A 21397-nucleotide genomic window follows, 5' to 3' on the forward strand; every position below is an offset into this window, starting at 1 on the left:
TTGTGGGAGAAGGTGGCCGCGCCAAGCGCGGTCGGATGAGGGGTCCCCCAGAAAGCTCCGCCGGATGTGTGAATCTCGTACCCTTGTGGGGGAGATGTCCGGCAGGACAGAGGGGGGCACCGCTACGCCCATGCCCCTCTTACGGACCGAATAGAGGATCTTTACGGCAACGTATAAGCCGTCTTTACCGTCGTGTAGAACTCCGCGGCGTAGCGGCCCTGCTCGCGCGGGCCATAGCTCGACCCTTTGCGGCCGCCGAAGGGCACGTGGAAGTCGACGCCGGCTGTCGGCAGGTTCACCATCACCATGCCGGCCTGAGCGTTGCGCTTGTAGTAGGTGGCGTGTTTGAGGCTGGTGGTGCAGATGCCGGATGAAAGGCCGAAAGGCGTGTCGTTGGCGACCGCCAGGGCCTCCTCGTAGTCCCTGACCCGGATGACGCTGGCGACCGGGCCGAAGATTTCCTCCCGGCTGATCCGCATCTGGTTGGTCGTCTCGGTGAACAGGGCAGGCTGCAGATAGAAACCGGGAGTCTCGCGATTGAGACGCTCACCGCCGAATACGAGCCTGGCGCCTTCGTCACGGCCGATGGCAATGTATTTCTCGTCCTGGTCGAGCTGACCTTGATCGACCACCGGGCCAATGTGGGTGCCCTGCTTGAGGGCGTTGTCGACGACGAGGCTTTTCAGCTTGTCGGTGACTGCCGAGACAAAGCGATCATGGATGCCTTCCGTGACCACGATCCGCGACGAAGCCGTGCAGCGCTGCCCGGTGGAGAAGAAGGCGCCGTTGACCGCGCAGTCGACGGCGACGCCGAGATCCGCGTCGTCGAGCACGACGAGCGGATTCTTGCCCCCCATCTCCAGTTGCACCTTTCGCATATGCTCCAGGGAAGCAGCCGCGACGCGCTTCCCCGTGCCGACCGAGCCCGTGAAGGTGATGGCGTCGACATCCGCACTGTCGAGGATGGCCTGGCCGACAACCGAGCCCTTGCCCATGACAAGATTGAGCACGCCCTTTGGCAGGCCCGCACGGTGGAGGATGTCGACGATCGCCCAGGAACAGCCCGGCACCAGGTCGGCCGGCTTGAAGACGATCGTGTTGCCGTAGCATAGCGCCGGCGCGATCTTCCAGGCGGGGATGGCGATCGGGAAATTCCAGGGCGTGATGATGCCGACGACGCCTACCGCCTCGCGGGTCATCTCGACGCCGATTCCGGGACGCACGCTTGGAACCGTCTCCCCGGTAAGCCGAAGCGCTTCGCCGGCGAAGAAGTCGAAGATCTGCGCCGCCCGGACCGTTTCCCCGATGCCTTCCGCGAGCGTCTTGCCTTCTTCGCGCGACAGCAGCCTTCCTATTTCCTCTTTCCGGGCAGTGATCTCGTCCGCAGCCTTGCGCAGGACCGCGTGACGCTCCAGCAGGCCCGACCGCGACCACGCGGGAAACGCTGCCTTCGCCGCCGCGATCGCCGCTTCAGCGTCAGCCTTTGTGGCGCGCGCGTATTCGCCTACGACATCGTTGGTGTCGGACGGATTGATGTTGGGGATGGCATCGCCTCCCACCCATTCGCCGCCGATCAGGTTGCGGTGTAGTTCTGTCATTGGTCTATCCACTTCGCGTCAGATCAGTTGAGCCTTGGCCAGATCTCTCATGAGATGGCTGGCGCCATACGTCCAGGGCGGACAGTCGGGCGATAGACGCACCCTGTTGATCAGATTACCGAGTTTTTCGGTCGATATGGTGACGACGTCGCCGATCTTGTGCGTGAAACCCTTGCCTTGCTCGCCGCGATCCTTCGACGGCACGAACATGGTGCCGAGATAGAGCGCGATACCGTCGGGATACTGATGGTGAGGTCCCATCGCCGCCGCCACGAGTTCCTCGGGGGAGCGGCTGATTTCAGCCATCGAGCTTGCGCCCTCCAGCGCAAAACCGTCCTCACCTTCGACCTTGAGACGGACCTTCGCCTTTTTCACGTCGTCGATCGAGAAGCCATCGCCGAAGAGCCGGATAAAGGGTCCGAGAGCCGCCGAGGCGTTGTTGTCCTTGGCCTTGCCGAGAAGCAGGGCCGAGCGCCCCTCCACGTCGCGCAAGTTGACGTCGTTGCCCAGGGCGGCGCCGACGATGCGTCCCTTGCTCGAAGCGATCACGGCGATCTCCGGCTCGGGATTGTTCCAGGTGGAGATCGGATGCAGTCCGACATCCGCGCCGAAGCCCACCGACGCCATGGGCTGGCACTTGGTGAAGATCTCCGCGTCGGGTCCGATGCCGACTTCCAGATATTGCGACCAGACTCCGCGGGCGATGAGTTTTTCCTTGCAGGCCATGGCCTCCGCCGAGCCCGGCTTCAGCTTGGACAGGTCGTCGCCGATCAGCCCGGCGATATCGGCGCGGATCGCATCGGCCTTCTCGGCCGAGCCACGCGCCTGCTCCTCGATCACCCGTTCGAGCAGGCTCACGACGAAGGTGACGCCCGATGCCTTGACTGCCTGGAGGTCAACCGGCGAGAGCAGAAACGGCCTGGCGGTGTCCCTGGCCTCGAAGCTGTTGGCGGCGATATCCTCGAGGCGGCCGACCGCTCGGCCTTCCGCCTGCCGCACGTAAGCCGCGGGATCCTCCATTTCGCAGATGTCGCGTACGGTCGGCGCCCGCCTGGACGTGATGTCGACGATCTCGCCGGCGCGCACCGTCACCACCAGCGGATTGCCGCCTGCCGGCGAGCTGATTCGTCCGAGAAAGACGCCGTCGTCCGGCAAAGCTGTCGTATAGGTCATATCGCTTCCATCCCTCAGCGCCGCCGGAACACCGGCGCGCGTTCTCCCAAATCCATACGCCGCGGCTTTGGATCATATTCAGGAGAACATGCCCAAAGCCAAGAGTGCTCTTCCGCGTCCTAATGCATGTCGAACATGTCCTTGGTGGCGAAAAGGGCGGTCGACCAGTGGGTCGGGCGTTCGATCAAGCGATGGACGCGCGGCGGTTCCGATCCGCTATGGAGCGCCCGGATGCGCTCGCCGACCACTGCGTCGGCGTGGGTCGTGCGCTGGTTGTGACGCCGATATTCGACCCAGGTCGGTAAGTGATAGCTTTCCATCCAGACTTCGGGGTTTTCCAGGTCCCGGGCGATCGCCCAGTTGCGGGCACCGTTGCGGCGGCGTACCCGGCTGCGTTCGGCCATGGCCTCGAGGAACGCCGGCGTGTCCTCGACCTTGATGACATATTCGATGGTGATCAGGATCGGGCCGCTCCGCGGCTTCAGGTCGAGCGCCAGGCTGGGCTCCCGCCAGCGGTTGAGCGGGTCGAGATTGAGGGTGGTCTCTTCCGGCAGCGCAATGACGAAGCCGAGCAGCGCACCGCAAAGAAGCAGACCTCCGGAGATGAGCAAGGCGGTTTCCGGTCCATTGTTCTGCGCCGTCACGCCCCAGACCCAGCTCCCGAGTGCCATGCCGCCGAAAGTGGCGGTCTGGTAGATGGCAAGGGCCCGACCGACCACCCAGCGCGGCGTCGAGAGCTGCACGGTGACGTTGAACAGGGAAAGAGCGAGCACCCAGCAGGCCCCGCCGACCAGCAGGCCTCCGCCTGTCAGGAACGGGTTGGTGCTGAGGCCGGTGCAGGCGGCACAGAGCGCGAAGCCGAGGAATGCATAGCGAACGATCGTTTCGGAGGTGAGCCGCTGCCGCAGCCGCGCGCTCAGGAAGGCCCCACCGATCGCGCCAACACCGAAACAGCCCAGCATCAGGCCATAGACAAGCGGGCCGCCTCGAAGCAGGTCACGCGTCACCAGCGGGAGCAGCGCCAGGATCGAAATCGCGGACAGGCCGAACACGAAGCTGCGCAGGAGCACCTTCTCGATATTCGGCGACATGGCCACGTAACGCAGCCCCGCTCCCATGGCCGCGCCAAGCGATTCACGTGGGAGAGTGGATGCCGCTGTGCTTGGCTTCCAGCGGCTGAGCACGAAAATAAGCCCGAAATAGCTCACCGCATTCACCGCGAAGGCGGCGGCCGCACCGGCAACCGCGACGATCGCGCCGCCGATCGCAGGGCCGACGCTGCGCGTCAGGTTGAAGTTGACGCTGTTCAGCGCCACCGCGGCCGCGAGATCCCTTCGGCCGACGATGTCACCCACAGAGGCCTGCCAGGACGGGTTGTTGAGCGCCGTGCCGCAGCCGATCAGGAATGTGAAAGTCAACAGGAGCCATGGTGTCAGCACCCCGGAATAGGCGCTGGCGGCGAGCCCCACCGAAACGGCGAGCATGAACCACTGGGCGATGATCATCACCCGGCGTCGGTTGAAATTGTCGGCGATCGCGCCGGAGGCCAGCGAAAAGAACATGATCGGCAGCGAGGTCGAAGCCTGGACCAGTGCCACCATGTCCGCCTGCGTCGTCAGCGACGTCATCAACCAGGCAGCCCCGACGGCCTGGATCAACCCGCCGAGATTGGATGCCAGGCTCGCGATCCAGATCGCTCGGAACGTCGGATAGTTGAAAGGGGCGAGAGCCGAAGAGCCCGGCTTTTGATTTTCTTCCGTCATGCCTCAGGGGTCGTCTGCGTTCTCTGAGTCCGTTGAGGGACCTTAGAACGAGAGCCACGCGGTTTCGACTGCCCAGTGGCAGGAAATTCCCTGCCCCCCAGACAAATTGCAGGAGGCTTAGGGTCCCCGCGGCTTGCCCCAGGGAAAGCCGGGCTCAGACGTGATAGCTGACGCCCTTGAAGTCGGACTGGACCAAGGTTCCTTTTTCGCCTCGCACGATCGCGGAAATGTCGGCCAGAGCACCGATGGCCGCCGTACGGCCGGTCGCCTGAGCGAAATGGCAGGCAGCTTCCACCTTCGGCCCCATCGACCCGGCGGGGAATTCGAATTCTGAGATCGCTTCGGGACTTGCCCTATGGATCGCCTTCGCCTCGGGCGTGCCCCAGCCCGTGAAGACAGCGTCCGCGTCGGTCGCCATGATGAAGAGATCCGCTTCGAGCTGCCTTGCCAGCAATTCGGAGCACCAATCCTTGTCGATGACCGCCTCCACTCCGATGAGTTTGCGATCCTCGCCGGGAGCATACATTGTCGGGATGCCTCCTCCCCCGGCGCAAATCACGACAGTGCCCTGTTCCAGCAGCCAACGGATCGGCCTGATCTCGAAGATACGTTTCGGTTGCGGCGAAGGCACGACGCGCCGCCATTTGGGTCCATCGGCTTTGAATATCCACCCTTTTTCAGCCTGGATCCGATCCGCATCGGCCCGGTCATAAACCGGCCCGACGAATTTCGTCGGGTCCTTGAAGCCAGGATCGTTCCCGTCCACTTCGACCATGGTCAGCAAGGTGGCGAACGGCACCTCGAACGGCAAGAGATTGCCGAGCTCCTGTTCGATCATGTAGCCGATCATCCCCTCCGTCTCTGCCCCGAGGACGTCCAGCGGATAGGTTTCGTCCGCTTTGTAAGCTGCGCCCTGCAGCGCCAGGAGCCCTACTTGCGGCCCGTTGCCATGGCTGATGACAAGCTGATGCTCCGTTGCGATCGGAGCCATGGCCTTGGCAGCCACCACGACATTGCGTCGCTGGACCTCGGCTGTCATCGGTTCGCCGCGTTTCAGAAGCGCATTTCCTCCGAGCGCGATGACGATGCGCATGGTTTCAATCCCCCAACGTGGCGACCAGAAGCGCCTTTATGGTGTGCATCCGGTTCTCGGCCTGCTCGAAAGCGACGTTCGCCTCGGACTCGAACACATCGTTGGTGACTTCCAGCCCGTTGCTCATGCCGTGATCCTGAGCAATCTGCTTGCCGAGGGTAGTCTCGGTATCGTGGAACGCCGGGAGACAATGCATGAACTTCACCTGAGGATTGCCGCTCGCCTTCATCAGCTCGGGATTCACCTGATAGGGAGTGAGCAGCTTGATGCGCTCGGCCCAGACATCCTTCGGCTCGCCCATCGACACCCAGACGTCGGTGTGAATGAAGTCCACTCCCTTGACCGCCTCCTGCGGATTGTCCGTGACCGTCAAGGTAGCGCCCGACCGCGCCTTCAGATCGTTGGCGATCTTCATGTAGTCGTCCGACGGCCAGAGCTGCTTGGGTCCGCAGATGCGCACGTCCATCCCCATAAGGCAGCCGACGATCAGCAGCGAGTGCCCCATATTGGAGCGCGTATCGCCGACATAGGCGTATTTGATGTCGGTTATGGGCTTGTCGCTGTGCTCGCGCATCGTCATGACGTCGGCCAGCATTTGCGTCGGATGGTATTCGTCCGTCAGTCCGTTATAGACCGGCACACCCGCATATGCCGCGAGTTCCTCCACGGCCGTCTGGTGAGCGCCCCTGTATTCGATCGCGTCATAGAGCCGCCCGAGCACGCGGGCGGTATCCTTGAACGATTCCTTGTGTCCGATCTGCGAACCGGCCGGATCGAGATAGGTGACAGTGGCGCCCTGGTCGTGACAGGCGACCTCGAATGCGCAACGCGTCCGCGTGGAGGTCTTTTCGAAGATCAGGCAGATTTCCTTGCCTTTCAGGTGCTGTTGCTCCGTGCGCGCATATTTCGCACGTTTCAGGTCACGAGCGAGGTCGAGCAGGAAACGAAATTCGCGCGGTGTATAGTCCTGAACCGTCAGCAGCGAACGGTTGCGCAGATTGAAGCTCATCGTCCTTCTCCCTGTCGTTTGTCAGTAGGCGGGATCGCGCAGGATCGGGCAGGTCATGCAGTGACCGCCGCCGCGACCTCGGCCGAGTTCGGAGCCGCGAATCGTGATGACTTCCACTCCCGCCTTTCGCAAAAGCGTGTTCGTGTATGTGTTGCGGTCGTAGGCGACGACCACGCCCGGCTCGAGCGCGACGACGTTGTTGCCGTCGTCCCACTGCTCCCGTTCCGCCTGATAGACATTGCCGCCCGTGGCGACGGTCCTCAGCTTGGGAAGATCAAGGGCTTCCGCCACGACCTCGAGGATGTGCTTCTCTTCCTTGCGCACCTCGAAACGGCCGGTGTCATCGACCGGGTACACGCTGTAGCAGCGTATCTGGTCGACCACATCCTGGAACACCGTGACCAGGTCCCGATCGCAGAAGCTGAAGATGGTGTCGAGATGCATCGCGGCACGGCTTTTCGGTATGAGGCAGCCGATGATCCGTGTTGCCGCGCCGTTGCTGAACAAATGTCGCGCGACCTGTCCGACCGCCTGGTGCGTCGTGCGCTCCCCGAGACCAATCAACACGACCCCCCTCCCGATGGGCATGACGTCGCCGCCTTCCATCGTGGCCCCGGCGAAGGATTCGTCGGAATCTCCCCACCAGATCTTGAAGTCGCCGTCCCGGAACGAGGGATGGAACTTGTATACGGCCCGCTGCAGAAGCGTTTCCGGCCGTCGCGCAGGCCAATACATCGGATTGCAGGTCACGCCGCCATATATCCAGCAGGAGGGATCGCGCTGAAACAGCGTGTTGGGGATAGGCGGCAGGATGAACTCTGCGTCTCCAAAGGCTTCGCTCATCATGCCTTTGCCGACGCCTTCGGGCAGATCGGAAACGGCAATGCCGCCGATCATCAGCAGGGCCAGATGTGCGGACGCCAGTTCGTCCAACCATGAGCGCATGAAGGATGCGTTTTGTATACCGACCGAGTTCGGCGTGATCAGCCGGTCGAGAACGAAGCTCCGCCCTTCGGGTGAGTCGAAGGTTTCGGCGAGCAGATCGTGGAGATCGAGTACTTCGACGCCACGCTCCTGCATCTTCAGGGTGAAGTCGTAGTGATCCTTTTGAGCCTCGTGCACCCAGATCACGTCGTCGAACAGCAGGTCGTGGCAATTCCCCGGCGTAAGCCTTTGATGCGCGAGCGAAGGCTTGCACACCATCACGGTACGCAGCTTCCCGACTTCCGAGTGCACTCCGAACTCTCGCATTTTTTCCTCCATACGGCTTTGTTTGCCGCTATCTCGTTGCGTCAAAGAGGGCTGATCCGCCCGGTCCACATGAGCCAGGCGGCGGCTAGCGCCAGTACGACGATGCCGGCGGCGATGACGGATTCGTAGCCGAGGAAGGCGCGTTCGCCGTGCTCGGCCCTCGCCTTGACGTAGACGAGTATCCCTGGCGCGAAGAGGACGGCGCACATGAGAAGATATTCGAGGCCCGCGGCATAGACGAGCCAGAGGCCGTAGAGCGTGGCGACGAGGCCGATCAGCGCGTCGCGGTTCCTGCCTCGATCCCCATTGCCGTAACTTTCGCCTGTTATGGCCAGCTTCAGCGCGTAGGCTCCCGAAAAAACATAAGGCGGCAGGATCGCCACCGACGCGATGAAGTAAAAGAACTGATACGCGCTCTTCGAGAAGAGACTGAGCAGCAGGAAGGCCTGGATCAGAAGGTTGGTCGCCCAGAGCGAATTCGCCGGCGAGCCGTTCGCGTTCTCGCTCCCGAACCACCGGGGAAAGGTGCCGTCACGCCCGCATGTATATGGGATTTCGGCACAAAGAAGGGTCCATGAAAGGAACGCCCCCCCGACCGAAATGATCAGGCCGAGGCTGACCAGAGCGGCTCCCCAGCGGCCGACGAGTGCCTCCATGACCCCTGCCATCGACGGCACCTTCTGAGCCGCCAGTTCGGGTTGAGTGAGGACGCCCGTAGCGAGCATCGACACGAGCACGTAGATGGCGAGCGCACCGCAGAAGCCTATGACCGTCGCGCGGCCGACGTCGGACCGGCGGGCAGCCCTGCCCGAATAAACGCTCGCGCCCTCTATTCCGATGAACACCCACAGCGTCACGAGCATCGTGCTCTTTACTTGAGCGAGTATCGAGCCAAGACCTCCCGCGCCCTGGGCATCCGCGCTCCCCCAGAAATTGAAGGTGAACTTGTCCAGATTGAACCCGATGATGGCGACGAGGACGAAGGCCATCAGGGGAACCAGTTTCGCTATCGTCGTGACGACGTTGACGAACGCCGCCTGCTTGATGCCTCCGAGGACGAGCACGTGGACCAGCCAGAGGCAGATCGAAGCGCCCAGGATCGAGGCGACATTGTTCCCGTCGCCAAACACGGGAAAGAAGTAGGACAGCGCCGAGAAGATCGCGACCGCATAGGCAACGTTTCCAAGAAACGCACTCAGCCAATAGCCCCAGGCGCTGTTGAATCCGACGAAAGGACCGAACCCGGCCTTGGCATACGCGTAAGGACCCGCGTCGAGGTCAGGTTTACGAAGCGCGAGCCGCTGATAGACGAAGGCAAGCATCAGCATGCCGACACCTGTTATCAGCCAGCCGATGAGGATGGCGCCGGGAGAGGCTTGGCGCGACATGTCGGATGGGAGATTGAATACCCCGCCGCCGATCATGGAGCCGACAACCAAGGCGATGAGGGGCAGCAGGGTCAGCTTGTGCGTTGTTTCCGATGTCGTCCTGTGCTGCTCGCCAGTGATAGCTGTCGTCGACATTTCTTGCCTCCTCCCCGCATCACTCCTCGGAATGAACAGATCCCATTCCGCCGTTTTCCTCTCGCCCCTGGGATGAGAGGATTGGTCGAGCCGAGCGGGCTGGGTCTCGCAGAACCGGCCTCGGAGCGCAGCTCGTGGCGTAGAAGACGGGACCAGCGATGCGGAACGCTGACATATCCACCGAACACGGAGAAACTTGCGTTGGGAAATCCATGAGCGCCGCGGCTTCGCCTTTCGCAGTACGACCACATGAACAGTCGATCTTGTTTGAGATCAATCCAAGCCGGAACCGGGTAACTAACTAGGATTTACTTGGAACCATGTATCGATCTCTATGATCGCTATATCCATCTCGAAAACATTGGAAACACTTATAAAACCATAAAATGTCGGCAGCGCCTTGATCCCAGCGTTAATTACGGATCTCCCCTTGGTATATAACCGTATGTTTCGAGCGCATTGGATTCGTCGGCGGAAAAACCGCCTTCCGCTGTGTTAAGATTTCCGCCTTAAATCGGATGGATTGGTGACATGGCTCAATCGACAGACACCCCGCCCAGCGCGGCACAGCTCCGCCAGATGCTTCTCGAAAAGGAGCTGGAGAAAGCGAGTCTCTACAGGAGAGAACAGGAAGCGAAGCAAAAGGAAATTACGACCTTCGCGGAGGATTTCCTTAAGCACCATGTGACTGAAAACGAAATAGCTACGGTCCGCCGCCTTGTCATGAACGCGGTCAGAGACGGAAAACTCGAAGCGATGGTCTACAGTTTTCCCTCGGATCTCTGTAGCGATAGCGGACGGGCGATCAACAGCAACGACCCCGACTGGCCAAAAACATTGCGAGGCAAGGCCAAGGAATTCTTCGACCGCTACCAGGCATTCGGAAAGCCTCAGGGTTTCAAACTGAAGGCGATGATCATCAATTTCCCTGGCGGCATCCCCGGCGATGTGGGGTTCTTTCTGAGTTGGGCACAAGAAACAAAATAGGCCCGAGCCGGCTGCTCCCTCGAGGGAGCAGCCGTTTTTTTCCTGCTACATTCTAGCGTTCAACGAACATCCGGAACGAAATTGCGCGCCGTCGTATCCTCGACATAGTCGTCAGGACGTTTTTGCCGTTTGCCAAGTATCGGCTCCTCGAATTTTACTTTCTCAAACGGTATGGAGCCGAGAATGTGCGTGATGCAGTTGATGTGAGCCTTCTTCTTGTCGTCGGATCTGACAATCCACCAAGGTGCGTGTGGCGAGTTGGTCAGCCTTAACATGTCGTCATATGCGCGCGTGTAGTCCCACCAGCGCTGATAGGATTCCAGATCCATCGGGCTGAGTTTCCATTGGCGCAACGGATCCTCGATCCGGCGCCGGAAACGTCGCTCCTGCTCCTCCGGACCAACAGTAAGAAAATATTTGAGCAGCGTTATGCCGGCATCGACCATTGCGGCTTCGAAGGCCGGACAAAGCTGGAGGAATCGGATCGCCTGTTTCTCGGTGCAGAAACCCATGACCCGTTCCACGCCCGCCCGATTGTACCAGCTTCGATCGAAGATCACCACTTCGCCCGCGGCCGGAAGGTGTCTGATATAGCGCTGCATGTAGATTTGGGACTTCTCTCGATCCGAAGGCGAAGGCAGTGCGACGACACGGAAAACCCGCGGGCTGAGACGCTCGACGATGCGCCGGATCATGCCTCCCTTCCCCGCCGCATCACGCCCCTCGAAGATGATGACGACCCGCGCTCCGGAAGATTTCACCCAGGCCTGCAAATGTGCAAGCTCGACCTGGAGCCGGGCCATTTCCTTGGAGTATTTCTTTTTTTCAGATTCTGCGACGACATCCTCCTGCACGCCAGCCGCTTGCACGTCATTCGGCTTGTTCGCGTTCTTGTTCTTCTTGTCCCTTTTTTTCTTGCTCATCGGTCTTCCCTCCTAACGACACGCCACTGATGGATTTGACTTACACAAGTCCCTTGCCGGACCGCGTCTCGAATGCGTGGAACGCCTCGTCGAGATTGTCGAAAACCATCGCCTCTCCCGTCCGTTCAATGACGCCTGCCCGCTCGAGCAAAGCGCGTGACTCGGCATGGAGTTCGGCAAACCCCAGGGCGATGCCTCGAGCGGAAAGTTCAACACGAATATCGTCCAGCATTGCGGCACCGGTGCTGTCGACCTGAACGATGGCGCTGGCATCGAGGATGAACCACTCCGTCCGCTCGGGCAGATCCCTCACGATGCGGCGCAGGCGTGTTTCGACATGCTCTGCGTTGAAGAAAAGAAGGCTGCCTTGGATGAGACAGACAGCGAAGCCCGGCACGGGCCGCGCCAGCGGATCGCGATGAAGCTTGTAGAAGCCATCCCGGCCCGCCTTCCGACCGAGCAAGGCGTCCCTCGGAAACATCATTTTGCGCAAGACATAGAGCAGTGTGGCACCAACCGCGACGATGACCCCGTTGAGAACGCCGAGACTGATCGGCCCCAGCAACGCGATCAGGGCGAAGCCGAATTCCATCGGGCTCACGCGCCAGATCTGCCTGAGCGCCCGGACGTCGATCAGACTGATCGCCGCCGCCACAAGGATCGCCCCAAGGGCTGGTATCGGGAGCACCTTCAAGGCCGGTGAGAGAAACAGCAAGGTTCCGACGAGGGCCAATGCTGCCACGACACTGGCGATCTGGGATCGGCCGCCGACATTGGCATTTATGGCGGTCCGTGAATCCGAAGCCGTCACCGGGAAAGCGCCGAACACTCCGGCGGCAACATTCGCGGCCCCAAATCCCAGGAGCTCCCGGTTCGCATCGACATGATAGCCACCTTGAGCGCCAAAGCTGCGAGCGGTGACGATTCCAGATCCGAAGCTAACAAGAAAGATCGCAACGGCTCCTGAGAGCAGCCTGTCCAATGGCAAGCCGCTGAGGTCGGGCAGATGCAGGCCGGGCAGACCGGCCGGGATGTTGCCGACCACCGCCACACCTTGCCCCTGAAGATCGAAGGCGAAAGACAGGACGATCGAAAGCACGACGACCAGCACCGGTCCCGGTATCGGAGATTTTAGCGCTGCAGCCAATTGCAAGACAGCAAACATCGAAAGGGCAAGAATCAGAGAAAGCCAATGGATCGAGCCGGCTTTCCGAACCAATTCCAGGAGAGGCGGAAGTAAGCCGCCTGCTCCAATCGAGACTCCTGTGAGCCGTCCGATCTGACCGACAAGGATCGACAGGGAAATACCTGCGAAGAAGCCGATGAGGATGGGACGGGAAAGGAAGCTCGCCAGTATGCCCAGTCTCAGAACCCGCGCGAGCACGCAAAGGATGCCAACCGCCACGGCAAGGGTTCCAGCCAGGGCGATACGATCCGCGTCGGGTACGACAGTCAAGATAGCCGCCATGGCGGCCGCCAGAACCGTCATCGTCCCGGCATCGGGACCCACGATCAACTGTTTTGAAGGTCCGAACGCTGCATATGCGACCAGCGGTGCAATACTCGCATAGAGGCCGGTTTCGGCGGGCAGGCCCGCAATCGCCGGGTATGCGATTGCGCTTGGCAATCCCACAGCCGCAATCGCCAAGCCCGCGGAAATGTCGTCGCGGAGCCACGACGGCTGATAACCGGCCAAGCTTTGCACGAAAGGCAAGCGCGAGAGAACGGCAGTCGCTTCCAACGAGCCGCCCCCTTCAATGGCCGCCTGAGAGCACGAGGGTCTGGAGTGGCAGAAGCAACGCCTGCACGCGCAGGATCATTGCGTGGACAAGGCCGACCGTGTCGATCAGATGAAGATAGAACCAGCGCGCTGCGCCGATGTGTCCTGACTCCAGTTCGGCATGGTTGCTTGTATAGGCGTTGGCAAGGCAACTGCTTCCCGGCGGAATGCCTTGGAGAAGTCCGGGGAAAAGCGGCTCCAGGAAAACGGTGATCGTGCCAGGCCGAGCAAGCTGCTGGACATCGACAAGCTGATCGGTCGGGCGGATCTGCCCTGCCGCGATCACGTCCTGGACCTGGGTGACCACCATCGGGATGATCGTGAAGGGTTTGGCGGAGCAGGTCGCCTCGGCGATCATCCCGGCTTTCAACACCTGCGCCTCGATCTGTCCGAACCCTGCAATGAGGGCTGCGCGCCCGGCCTCCGCTGGAACCAATATGCCGGCAGAGCGGATCATCGGATTGACGATGTCGCCTGTGCGCAGCGTGAACTGCTGCACCGTTCCGGTGACACCGGCCCGTACGGTCGTCTTGTCCAGCTCGACCTTTGCCTGGGCCAAGGCGGCCTCCGCACTCGCCTTCTGGGCAGGCAACAAGGTTTCGATCTTGGTCTGCAGGGTCTGCTTGTTCGCGATCGCCGATTCCACCGCGCCCCTTCGGCCGTCAGCGGCCACCTGGAGACGCTCGATCTCGCGCCTCGTGACCACATTGGCGTTGCGATTCAGCAGCTCGGTCTTTGTCTCGAGCTCGTCGACTGCTTGTGCGTAAGCGGCCTCCGCTTGCCGGATGATCCCATCTGCCGCGGCCAGCTCGGTCTTAGTCACCGCCATCTCGGCGGTGGTCTCGGCCACCCGCCGGGTTGCCGTCTCGAGCGCCGCTTCCTCTTCCGAGCTGTCGAGCCGGAACAGAGGTTGCCCGGCCTCGACTTTCTCATTGAGAGAAACAAAAACCTCGGCGACGCGGCCGTTTTTCTCCGGCAGGATCGTCACTGTCCTGAACACCGCAGTGACGTTGGTCGAAGCCGGATGAAAATAGAAGATGAGCGTGATCAGGGAGAGCGTGAGCACCAGGCAGGCGGTGATGCCCCAGCGCAACTCGTACCACATGGAATAGATGGTGATTTCGCGGCCAATGCGTTTGCCTTGGACGTACCGCCTGTAGAGGTAGTCGGGAAAGATCGTCAGCAGCGAGCAAAGGAAGAACTCGATCATGCCGACGCTCCTCCATCGAGCACCTCGGTGACGATCCGCTTCTCGTCTTGGACAGGAGGCTCCTGATACGGCGAGCGTGCGCCCGCCGGCTCGGAAAGCCCGACGATGGGTGCCGACGCAGCCTGGTTTTCGTACTTGTTGGCAATGCGATCGAGCGACGTGGCAACCGAATTTGCGGGCGTGGTGAAGTCCGGAAACTCCACCAGCGCAAGGAGCAGTCCGGCAATCCAGAATAAGTGGTTATGGGTGAACAGCGCGATCAGGCAGAGTACCGCCACGATCTGTAACTGGGTGCGGGTCGCCCGATGAGCCATGCGCTCCGGCAAGGCATGAAGGGTGAAGTAGAGGCTGCCGATCAGCAGGATGACCACCACGATCACCACGGCCATGACGTTGAAAAGAATGTCAGGTTGCCCGGGCGGCGTGATGAAGAAGGGCAGATGGTCCACTGCTGCGGGATGTATCGGTTGATCCATGAAGCACTTTCCTCTGGCGATGATCTCTCGCCGACGTTCGAGGATTGGAGTCGCGGAGGGCAGCCAGAACTGGCTCCGCACCAACCACACGAACGCTAGGGATCAGGATACCCCCCATGGCATCGCGTGCGAGCTTTGGGACGTAACTTACGGTAAACTGGACCCTGTGTGTCCTGAACGCCGAATCCGCCGGTTAGCAGGCTGAAAACGAACCTTCAGCTGGCACATAGGAAACGCCGGGATACTCTCGCAGGCTTCTCCGCTCGCTGGAGCGCCTCTGTCCCAATCCAGAAAGTCCTCGTGCGAAACAGTGACTTACTTCCGGCAATTGGACACCTGGCGGTAGCCTACCGCCATCGGAGGGAGTGATGGCCGGCCCGGATGAACCTGCACGCCTCGATCTGAAACAGGTCATAGAACGCTTCCCAGGCAAGGGATCGCTTATTCGACGGCTGGCGCTGAAGGACAATGTGTTTCGGACGATATGCGAGGAGTACAGTCTGGCTCGCGCCAGCCTCTCATGGTTCGAGGCCCGCCCCGACGCGAGCGATCGACCTGAGATTGCCGACTACAAAACGGTGATTGCGGGGCTGGAAGAAGAAATCGGTGAGATCCTGCGGAATGCGCGGGTATTGTAGACGAACCCAGCTCCGACCGGACCTCGCATAGCTCTCCAAGACAGGCGGCGACATGACGGCACTACCTGAAGCAAGCCTTGGTACGAAAGCCGCTCGCAAACCATCATCGGGCGAGTTGGGTCTCGCTGCTTGCACGGCCCTGGTGATCGGAAACATGATCGGCTCCGGGATATTCCTGTTGCCGGCATCGCTTGCGGCGTTCGGGCCGATTTCGCTCGCCGGCTGGATTGTCACGTCGCTTGGTGCGCTTGTGCTCGCCGTAATCTTCGGCCGGCTTTCGCGGATCGTCACCAAGACCGGCGGCCCCTATGCCTACACCCAGGAAGGCTACGGAGAATTCGCGGGTTTCATCATCGCCTGGGGTTATTGGATTGCGCTGTGGACCGGCAATGCGGCGGTCGCCGTGGCCCTCGCGGGGTATGTCGGCTTCCTGATACCTGCGGTGGGAGCCTCGGAAACCTATAGTCTCGCGGTCGCCTTGATAGCCATATGGACGCTCACCCTTATAAACGTGAGAGGCGTGCAGGAAGCCGGCTTCGTCCAGATCGTTACGACTGTGCTGAAGCTGGTCCCGCTGATACTCATCGGCACGTTGGGCTTCTTCTGGATCGACTCGGCGAATTTCTCGCCGCTCAATACAAGCGGCAAATCCGATCTGGCTGCGATTTCGGGTGCCGCCGCGCTGACGCTCTGGGCCTATCTCGGCCTTGAGTCAGCCACGGTGCCATCGGGAAATGTGATCGAGCCGGAGAAGACCATCCCGCGCGCGACAATACTGGGCGTACTGGTCGCAGCCGCCGTCTACATAGCGGTCACCACCGTCGCAATCGGAGTTTTGCCGCCGCAGGCCCTCGCTCTCTCGACAGCACCCCTGGCCGATGTCTCGCGCGAGATGTGGGGAGTGGCCGGCGGAGTACTCGTCGCGATCGGTGCCGTGATCTCCACCTTCGGAACCTTGAACGGTTTTACGCTTCTCTGCGGCCAGGTTCCCTATGGAGCCGCGCTCGACCATATATTCCCCGATCGCCTGGGCCAACTATCGCGCTATGGCACGCCTGCGAACGCGCTGATCTTTTCCAATCTACTGGCTTCGATCCTCGTCACGATGAACTTCGCCAAAGGTCTGGTGGGTGCGTTCAACACCATCATCCTGCTCGCGGTGATGTCGAGCCTCCTGCCCTACGCGCTTTGCTCTCTGGCCGAGTTGATGATCCTCGTGAAGACTGGCCGCACGTCCGGAACGCCAGCTATCCTCAAGATCGCCCTGCTTGGCTGCCTCGGCTTCGCCTATTCATTGTGGGCGCTCTACGGTGCGGGAGCCCAGACAGTTTTTCTCGGCTTCCTGCTGGTACTCGCCGGGATCCCGATCCACGTCTGGATCAAATGGCGCAATTCCGCCGGGCACCCGGAATTGCCGCGGTGATTTCAGCTGGCGATCTGAAAAATGCCCATCATGCTGAGACTATGCAGGATCACCTGAAGGCCCAGGGCGATCTGCGTGACACCCAGCACTACGGCGAAAATTTGCAGTGCCGTGCCGACCCACTTCAGGATTGCCCCTGCGAAAAGCATGGCAATCCAATCCAACGCCAAGATCATCAGCACAATACCGCCCACCGTCAATTCCGCCTGGTATTGGCCTGCGGCGAGCGTAGCGAAAACGATTACGGCCGCGATCCCGTAAGGGGTGACGATTACCGGGAATGCCAGCGGCGTTAGGGCATGTCTCAGCTCGATCGGCTGATCGTCCTGCGTCGAACGATCGATGCTGCCCGTGGATTGCTGTAGCACGGTCTGCAAAGCGACGAGGAAGAGCACGATCCCGCCGGTCATCGCGAGAACGGGCAATGAGATATCGAAGTTCTCGAGCATGGTGCGGCCGAGCACCACAGCGAGTGCGAGCGCGGCCGCCGAAAACAAGATTGATCTAGACGCCAGGCGCCGGCGAAACTCGACGTCGGAACCGCGCGTCAAGTTCACGAATGGAACGAGAATCTTGATGGGTCCGAGCATCAGAAACAGCATGAAAAAGATTTTGCGCGAATCGAACTCGGGTTGCGGCACCGTTGCACCCCCTGCGGACTGCGCGAAGGCGGGAGCCATAAGTAACGCTGAAAGTGCGAGTACCAGGCCAAATCCCACACCTCGAATGTGCATGTGCCCGCACTCCCGAGCTGGCCTCGAATGGCGCCCCGCCGAGCTGTTGGACATCACGCCGAGAGTGGTTGCGAGGGCGTCGTGTCCCGGCCGGGCAGACCCGCCTTTCGCAATCCTTCCACGACAAGGCCGATAAGGTCCGGGTGAAGATTGCGGGTTTGCATGTCGGACACGATGTGATCGCCGTAGGCCGGATCAAGCTCGAGGATTTGGCGCACCGCTTCTCTCGCCTCGTCCCAGTGTCCCAATTGAGCGGCTGCCATCGCGACGGTAATCGGACCGTAAAGCACTTGGGGAGTGCCCATCTTGCGCGCTTCCATGAAGGCTTCCTCATAGCGCCCCTGGGCATAGTGATAGAGGAAAAGCCCCACCCTATAGCTCCCAGGCTGGGCCGGGTTTCGCGCGAAGGACTCCTCCAGCAGTGGAACGGCCTTCTCCCAATCTGCAAGCATGGCATAGCGCTGGCCGAGGTCGCCGATGATGGCCGTATCGTTCGGGTTGAGCACGCGCCCCATCTCCAGCGCCGCGAGACTCGCGCCCACATCGCCTGCGAACCAATAGGCAAGGGACCGGGCATAGTGGCTCCAGCTCGAATTTGGGGCAAGTTCGATAGCTCGTTCAGCAAGCTTGAGGGCGCGCTCCCGTGGTTCCGCGATCGAAGCGATGTTGTTTCCGAAGCGATAGACGTTCGAGTAGACGAGCGAGAGGCAAGCGAATGCCTCGGCGTAGTTGGGTTCGGCTCGTATCGTGCGCTCAAGGCATTCGCGTACCTGCTCTGCCATGTGCTGATCGAACGTGCGCCAGTACTGGTAGAAGAGCAACACGCAATTGTAGCTGCTCAGGCGATTTGGAGGATCACCATCCGCATCCTTCGCTCGATCACTATGGATGATCCCGTAAGGTTGCGCCAGGGTCCGCGCCACGCAGTTCGCGACTTCGTTTCGTAGCGAGAATATTTCCGACGGCTGCAGCGGACGTTCGAAATTGTCCGCCCAAATGGTGCGCCCCGTCCGCGCCTCAACGAGGAGTGCGTCGATCCCGAAACGGGTATGTCCAACAGTTGCTCCACCGCGAAGGATGTAGTCGATCTGCATGTCGTCGGCAGCTCTCGCGCTCCCCTCCTCTCCGTTGTACTGGAGTGCCGCTTCGGGACCGAACACGCGAAATCCCGAAAACCGAGTCAGGCCGACGACCAATGACCGGGTCAAGCCACGGGCGAAGTCGGGATAGGTCGAGTTGTCGCCCTCCTCCGTGAACGCTTCAACCAGGATCGAGGGCCTGGCTGTCGGCTTTTGGGGCGGAATGTCCGAAGCCCAACCAGGGCTCGTTTCCATCTCCACGGCGCCCTCGAAGACCGGCACGTAGGAACCTTTTGGGATACGGATATGAAGGGGGTCGTTGCGGCCGGCCGTTAGATAATAGTGTTCCAGAGAACGGCGCATGCGCCCGGCCACTATGCGCACAATCGAATCGATCTGAGGGTCGAAGTTCTCGTCGCGACCGAATACCGAGGTTGCGATGCTGTACGCCTTTATTCTTTCCGGTCTGCCGTTGAGCGTCTCTTCAACGACATAGGTCAGGAATCTGCGTATGCGCTCCGTCGCATCGAAATCCGGAGAGTCGAGGATGCGGAACAGAGCGTCCCGTATGACGTCAGGGGTGTGATCCCGCGTTTGATCCGCCAACTCGACCTCCCTCAAGGCCATGGAGGATGTTCACCCAAATTCATCGCGCGATACACCCGAGGGCGAACGCGTGGAAAAGCCTACAGCAGGGCACCTGCATGAAAACATGCAGAAAATTAGTTGATCAGGACAACCAATCTTTTCCTGCATTTGCTTTTTGATAATAGGCACAAAAAAAAGGAATAAAACAAGAGATGTTTCTCTTGAAGTCAAAATTGAAGGTTGACTTATTCGGGCCCTACCACTTCGGAGAGAAATGTTGGTGTGGCTGGCCAAGAGCCAGTAAATCCATTACGCCTCGGTCGGCTTTCCGGATAACCAGGACGCTCGGCGATGAACGCTCCTCTTATTGAAGTCTGTGTCGAAGGTATCGACGGTCTCGTCGCCGCCCAGCAGGTCGGAGCAGACCGCGTCGAGCTTTGCGCCGGCCTCGTGGAAGGGGGTATCACTCCGAGTTACGGCACTGTTCGAGAAGCGCTACGTTTAGCCACAGTGCCCTTCCACGTGATCGTCAGGCCGCGCGGAGGCGACTTCCTCTATTCGGAAGCCGAGTATGCCTCGATGCTGGAAGACGTGGAGGCGTTGCGCGATCTCGGAGTGGCCGGCGTCGTGGTCGGCTGCCTCAATGCCCATGGCACGATCGACGAGAACCGCATGGCCGAGCTCGCACGTCGCGCCGGGCCGCTCAACATCACCTGCCATCGCGCCTTCGACATGACGCGCAATGCGTCCGAGGCCCTGGAGGCGCTGATCCGCTGCGGCGTCGGCCGCGTGTTGACCAGCGGCCAGCGGGACAACGCAACCGACGGCGCGCCGCTATTGGCAAAGCTGGTGAAACAGGCGGCCGGACGGATCGTCATACTCGGCTGCGGCGCGCTCGACCCGTCGAACATTGCCGCGGTCCAGGCCGAGACCGGCCTCACCGAATTGCATTTTGCCGCCTTGAAGGACGTGCCGAGCGTCATGCTCTACCGCAATCCCGACGTGGGCATGGGCGGCACCGACCTCGACCGCGAATACCGCAACACAATCACCGACACGGCTCTCGTGGCGGCCATAATCGCCGCGCTAGGAACGAAGTAGCATGACCCCACCGCTTCCGATCGAACCCGTCTCCACCGCGGACGAACCAGCCATTCTCGCGCTGAACAACGAGCATGCCGCCGAGCTGTCATGGCTGGAGCCGGAACGGCTGAGTTATCTGATCGGCCAGGCGTTCCATACGCGCCGGATCGGCAGGCTCGAGGCGTTCCTGATGGCCTTCGATCAGGATGCAGCCTATGACAGCCCGAATTATCTCTGGTTCAGGTCGCATTACCCGCGTTTCGTCTATGTCGATCGCGTCGTCGTCGCCAATGCCGCACGCGGCCGGGGGCACGCACGCCGGCTCTATGCCGACCTGTTCGATGTCGCGGCGAAGGCCGGGCACACGATCGTCACCTGCGAGGTCAATGCCGAACCGCCCAACCCGGCATCGGATGCCTTCCATGCCGCTCTCGACTTCTCCGAGGTAGGCGACGCCGTCATTCACGGAGGCGCCAAGTCGGTGCGGTATTTCGTGCGAAGGATCTGAGGAGAGGCGAGGAAGCCTCCCCTTACTTCCGATCTCCATGTTCAATCCCGACATGCCACATCAGCGCGTCTCTCCCAGGAATCTCCGCTTCGCGCGATCGATGCGGCATGTTCCGACCGACGCGGAGGAGAAGCTGTGGAGAGAGCTGCGCTCTCGGCGATTGGACCGGATGAAGTTCCGACGCCAGGTGTCCATCGGCAACTACATCGCCGATTTCGTTTGTCTGCAGGCCAAGCTCATCGTCGAAATCGATGGAACCCAGCATGGCGACAGCGCCTATGACCGTCGGCGGGACGCCGAGTTGAACGCGCGCGGCTTTCAGGTTCTGCGCTTTTGGAACGGCGACGTGCTACGAGATCTCGACGCGGTGTGTGATACCATTGTTGCCTGTGCCCGAGACGCCGACCGATAGCGTTCCCCTTCGCGCTTAGCATACCCCTCATCCGACCGCGCTTGGCGCGGCCACCTTCTCCCACAAGGGGGAGAAGGGGGAGCTTGGCATATACGCGACTGCAAATCGCAAGCGTCGGTGGTTGGCGTTGACGCCCTTGCCCCCTC

General features: G+C 60.9%; 19 protein-coding genes. 6 read left to right on the plus strand and 13 right to left on the minus strand.

Annotation, left to right across the window (positions count from 1 at the left end; all coding sequences use genetic code 11):
* Positions 1-161: 161 nt before the first annotated feature.
* The 7 genes from ACCO56_RS32600 to arcD all read right to left on the minus strand — a co-directional run bounded on the left by ACCO56_RS32600 (position 162) and on the right by arcD (position 9410).
* A complete protein-coding gene (locus ACCO56_RS32600) occupies positions 162-1598 on the minus strand; it encodes an aldehyde dehydrogenase family protein (RefSeq protein WP_433645133.1) in 1437 nt (478 codons plus the stop codon).
* Between the two features lie 18 nt (positions 1599-1616).
* On the minus strand, positions 1617-2771 hold the full coding sequence (locus tag ACCO56_RS32605; protein ID WP_433645134.1) for a fumarylacetoacetate hydrolase family protein: 1155 nt from the start codon (positions 2769-2771) through the stop codon (positions 1617-1619).
* A 119-nt stretch (positions 2772-2890) separates the two neighbouring features.
* Positions 2891-4534 (minus strand): MFS transporter, encoded by a 1644-nt coding sequence (locus ACCO56_RS32610; protein ID WP_433645135.1) that lies wholly within the window; start codon positions 4532-4534, stop codon positions 2891-2893.
* Between the two features lie 154 nt (positions 4535-4688).
* The gene (gene arcC / locus ACCO56_RS32615; RefSeq protein WP_433645136.1) at positions 4689-5627 is read right to left on the minus strand and encodes a carbamate kinase; all 939 of its coding nucleotides are present in this window, start codon (positions 5625-5627) and stop codon (positions 4689-4691) included.
* A gap of 4 nt (positions 5628-5631) precedes the next feature.
* Positions 5632-6636 (minus strand): ornithine carbamoyltransferase, encoded by a 1005-nt coding sequence (locus ACCO56_RS32620; RefSeq protein ID WP_433645137.1) that lies wholly within the window; start codon positions 6634-6636, stop codon positions 5632-5634.
* 21 nt (positions 6637-6657) lie between these two features.
* Positions 6658-7887, minus strand: a complete 1230-nt coding sequence (locus ACCO56_RS32625; RefSeq protein ID WP_433645138.1) for an arginine deiminase — start codon at positions 7885-7887, stop codon at positions 6658-6660.
* Positions 7888-7928: 41 nt separating this feature from the next.
* Positions 7929-9410, minus strand: a complete 1482-nt coding sequence (arcD, locus tag ACCO56_RS32630; RefSeq protein WP_433645139.1) for an arginine-ornithine antiporter — start codon at positions 9408-9410, stop codon at positions 7929-7931.
* Between the two features lie 531 nt (positions 9411-9941).
* Between arcD and ACCO56_RS32635 the strand changes: the two genes are divergently transcribed.
* Positions 9942-10397 (plus strand): histidine kinase, encoded by a 456-nt coding sequence (locus ACCO56_RS32635; protein WP_433645140.1) that lies wholly within the window; start codon positions 9942-9944, stop codon positions 10395-10397.
* A 59-nt stretch (positions 10398-10456) separates the two neighbouring features.
* Here ACCO56_RS32635 and ppk2 read toward each other — a convergent pair whose 3' ends face one another.
* The 4 genes from ppk2 to ACCO56_RS32655 are packed head-to-tail and all read right to left on the minus strand — an operon-like array spanning position 10457 to position 14786.
* Entirely contained in the window at positions 10457-11320 is an 864-nt protein-coding gene (ppk2, locus tag ACCO56_RS32640; RefSeq protein WP_433645141.1) for a polyphosphate kinase 2, read from the minus strand.
* A 40-nt stretch (positions 11321-11360) separates the two neighbouring features.
* Entirely contained in the window at positions 11361-13061 is a 1701-nt protein-coding gene (locus tag ACCO56_RS32645) for a SulP family inorganic anion transporter (RefSeq protein WP_433645142.1), read from the minus strand.
* Positions 13062-13074: 13 nt separating this feature from the next.
* Positions 13075-14310, minus strand: coding sequence for an HlyD family secretion protein (locus ACCO56_RS32650; RefSeq protein WP_433645143.1), 1236 nt, complete (start codon positions 14308-14310; stop codon positions 13075-13077).
* The gene (locus tag ACCO56_RS32655; RefSeq protein ID WP_433645144.1) at positions 14307-14786 is read right to left on the minus strand and encodes a hypothetical protein; all 480 of its coding nucleotides are present in this window, start codon (positions 14784-14786) and stop codon (positions 14307-14309) included. The genes ACCO56_RS32650 and ACCO56_RS32655 overlap by 4 nt, the downstream gene beginning before the upstream one ends.
* Before the next feature lie 368 nt (positions 14787-15154).
* On the opposite strand from ACCO56_RS32655, the gene ACCO56_RS32660 reads away from it, so the two are divergent.
* Together ACCO56_RS32660 and ACCO56_RS32665 are read left to right on the plus strand one after the other, a co-directional pair.
* Entirely contained in the window at positions 15155-15424 is a 270-nt protein-coding gene (locus tag ACCO56_RS32660) for a hypothetical protein (protein WP_433645145.1), read from the plus strand.
* Between the two features lie 52 nt (positions 15425-15476).
* Positions 15477-16847, plus strand: coding sequence for an amino acid permease (locus ACCO56_RS32665; RefSeq protein WP_433645146.1), 1371 nt, complete (start codon positions 15477-15479; stop codon positions 16845-16847).
* A 2-nt stretch (positions 16848-16849) separates the two neighbouring features.
* Here ACCO56_RS32665 and ACCO56_RS32670 read toward each other — a convergent pair whose 3' ends face one another.
* Both ACCO56_RS32670 and ACCO56_RS32675 read right to left on the minus strand, forming a co-directional pair.
* A complete protein-coding gene (locus tag ACCO56_RS32670) occupies positions 16850-17581 on the minus strand; it encodes a MarC family protein (RefSeq protein WP_433645147.1) in 732 nt (243 codons plus the stop codon).
* Between the two features lie 53 nt (positions 17582-17634).
* Complete coding sequence (locus ACCO56_RS32675; RefSeq protein ID WP_433645148.1) at positions 17635-19266, minus strand: tetratricopeptide repeat protein; 1632 nt, start codon at positions 19264-19266, stop codon at positions 17635-17637.
* A 333-nt stretch (positions 19267-19599) separates the two neighbouring features.
* On the opposite strand from ACCO56_RS32675, the gene ACCO56_RS32680 reads away from it, so the two are divergent.
* Genes ACCO56_RS32680 through ACCO56_RS32690 form a run of 3 tightly spaced genes read left to right on the plus strand, consistent with a single transcriptional unit; the run spans position 19600 to position 21251 of the window.
* Complete coding sequence (locus tag ACCO56_RS32680; RefSeq protein ID WP_433645149.1) at positions 19600-20349, plus strand: copper homeostasis protein CutC; 750 nt, start codon at positions 19600-19602, stop codon at positions 20347-20349.
* 1 nt (position 20350) lies between these two features.
* Entirely contained in the window at positions 20351-20839 is a 489-nt protein-coding gene (locus ACCO56_RS32685) for a GNAT family N-acetyltransferase (protein WP_433645150.1), read from the plus strand.
* Positions 20840-20891: 52 nt separating this feature from the next.
* Positions 20892-21251: an endonuclease domain-containing protein gene (locus ACCO56_RS32690; RefSeq protein WP_433645151.1), complete on the plus strand. Its 360-nt coding sequence runs from the start codon at positions 20892-20894 to the stop codon at positions 21249-21251.
* The last annotated feature ends 146 nt before the right edge of the window (positions 21252-21397 follow it).

Source organism: Mesorhizobium sp. 1B3 (assembly GCF_050958605.1).
Lineage (GTDB): Bacteria > Pseudomonadota > Alphaproteobacteria > Rhizobiales > Rhizobiaceae.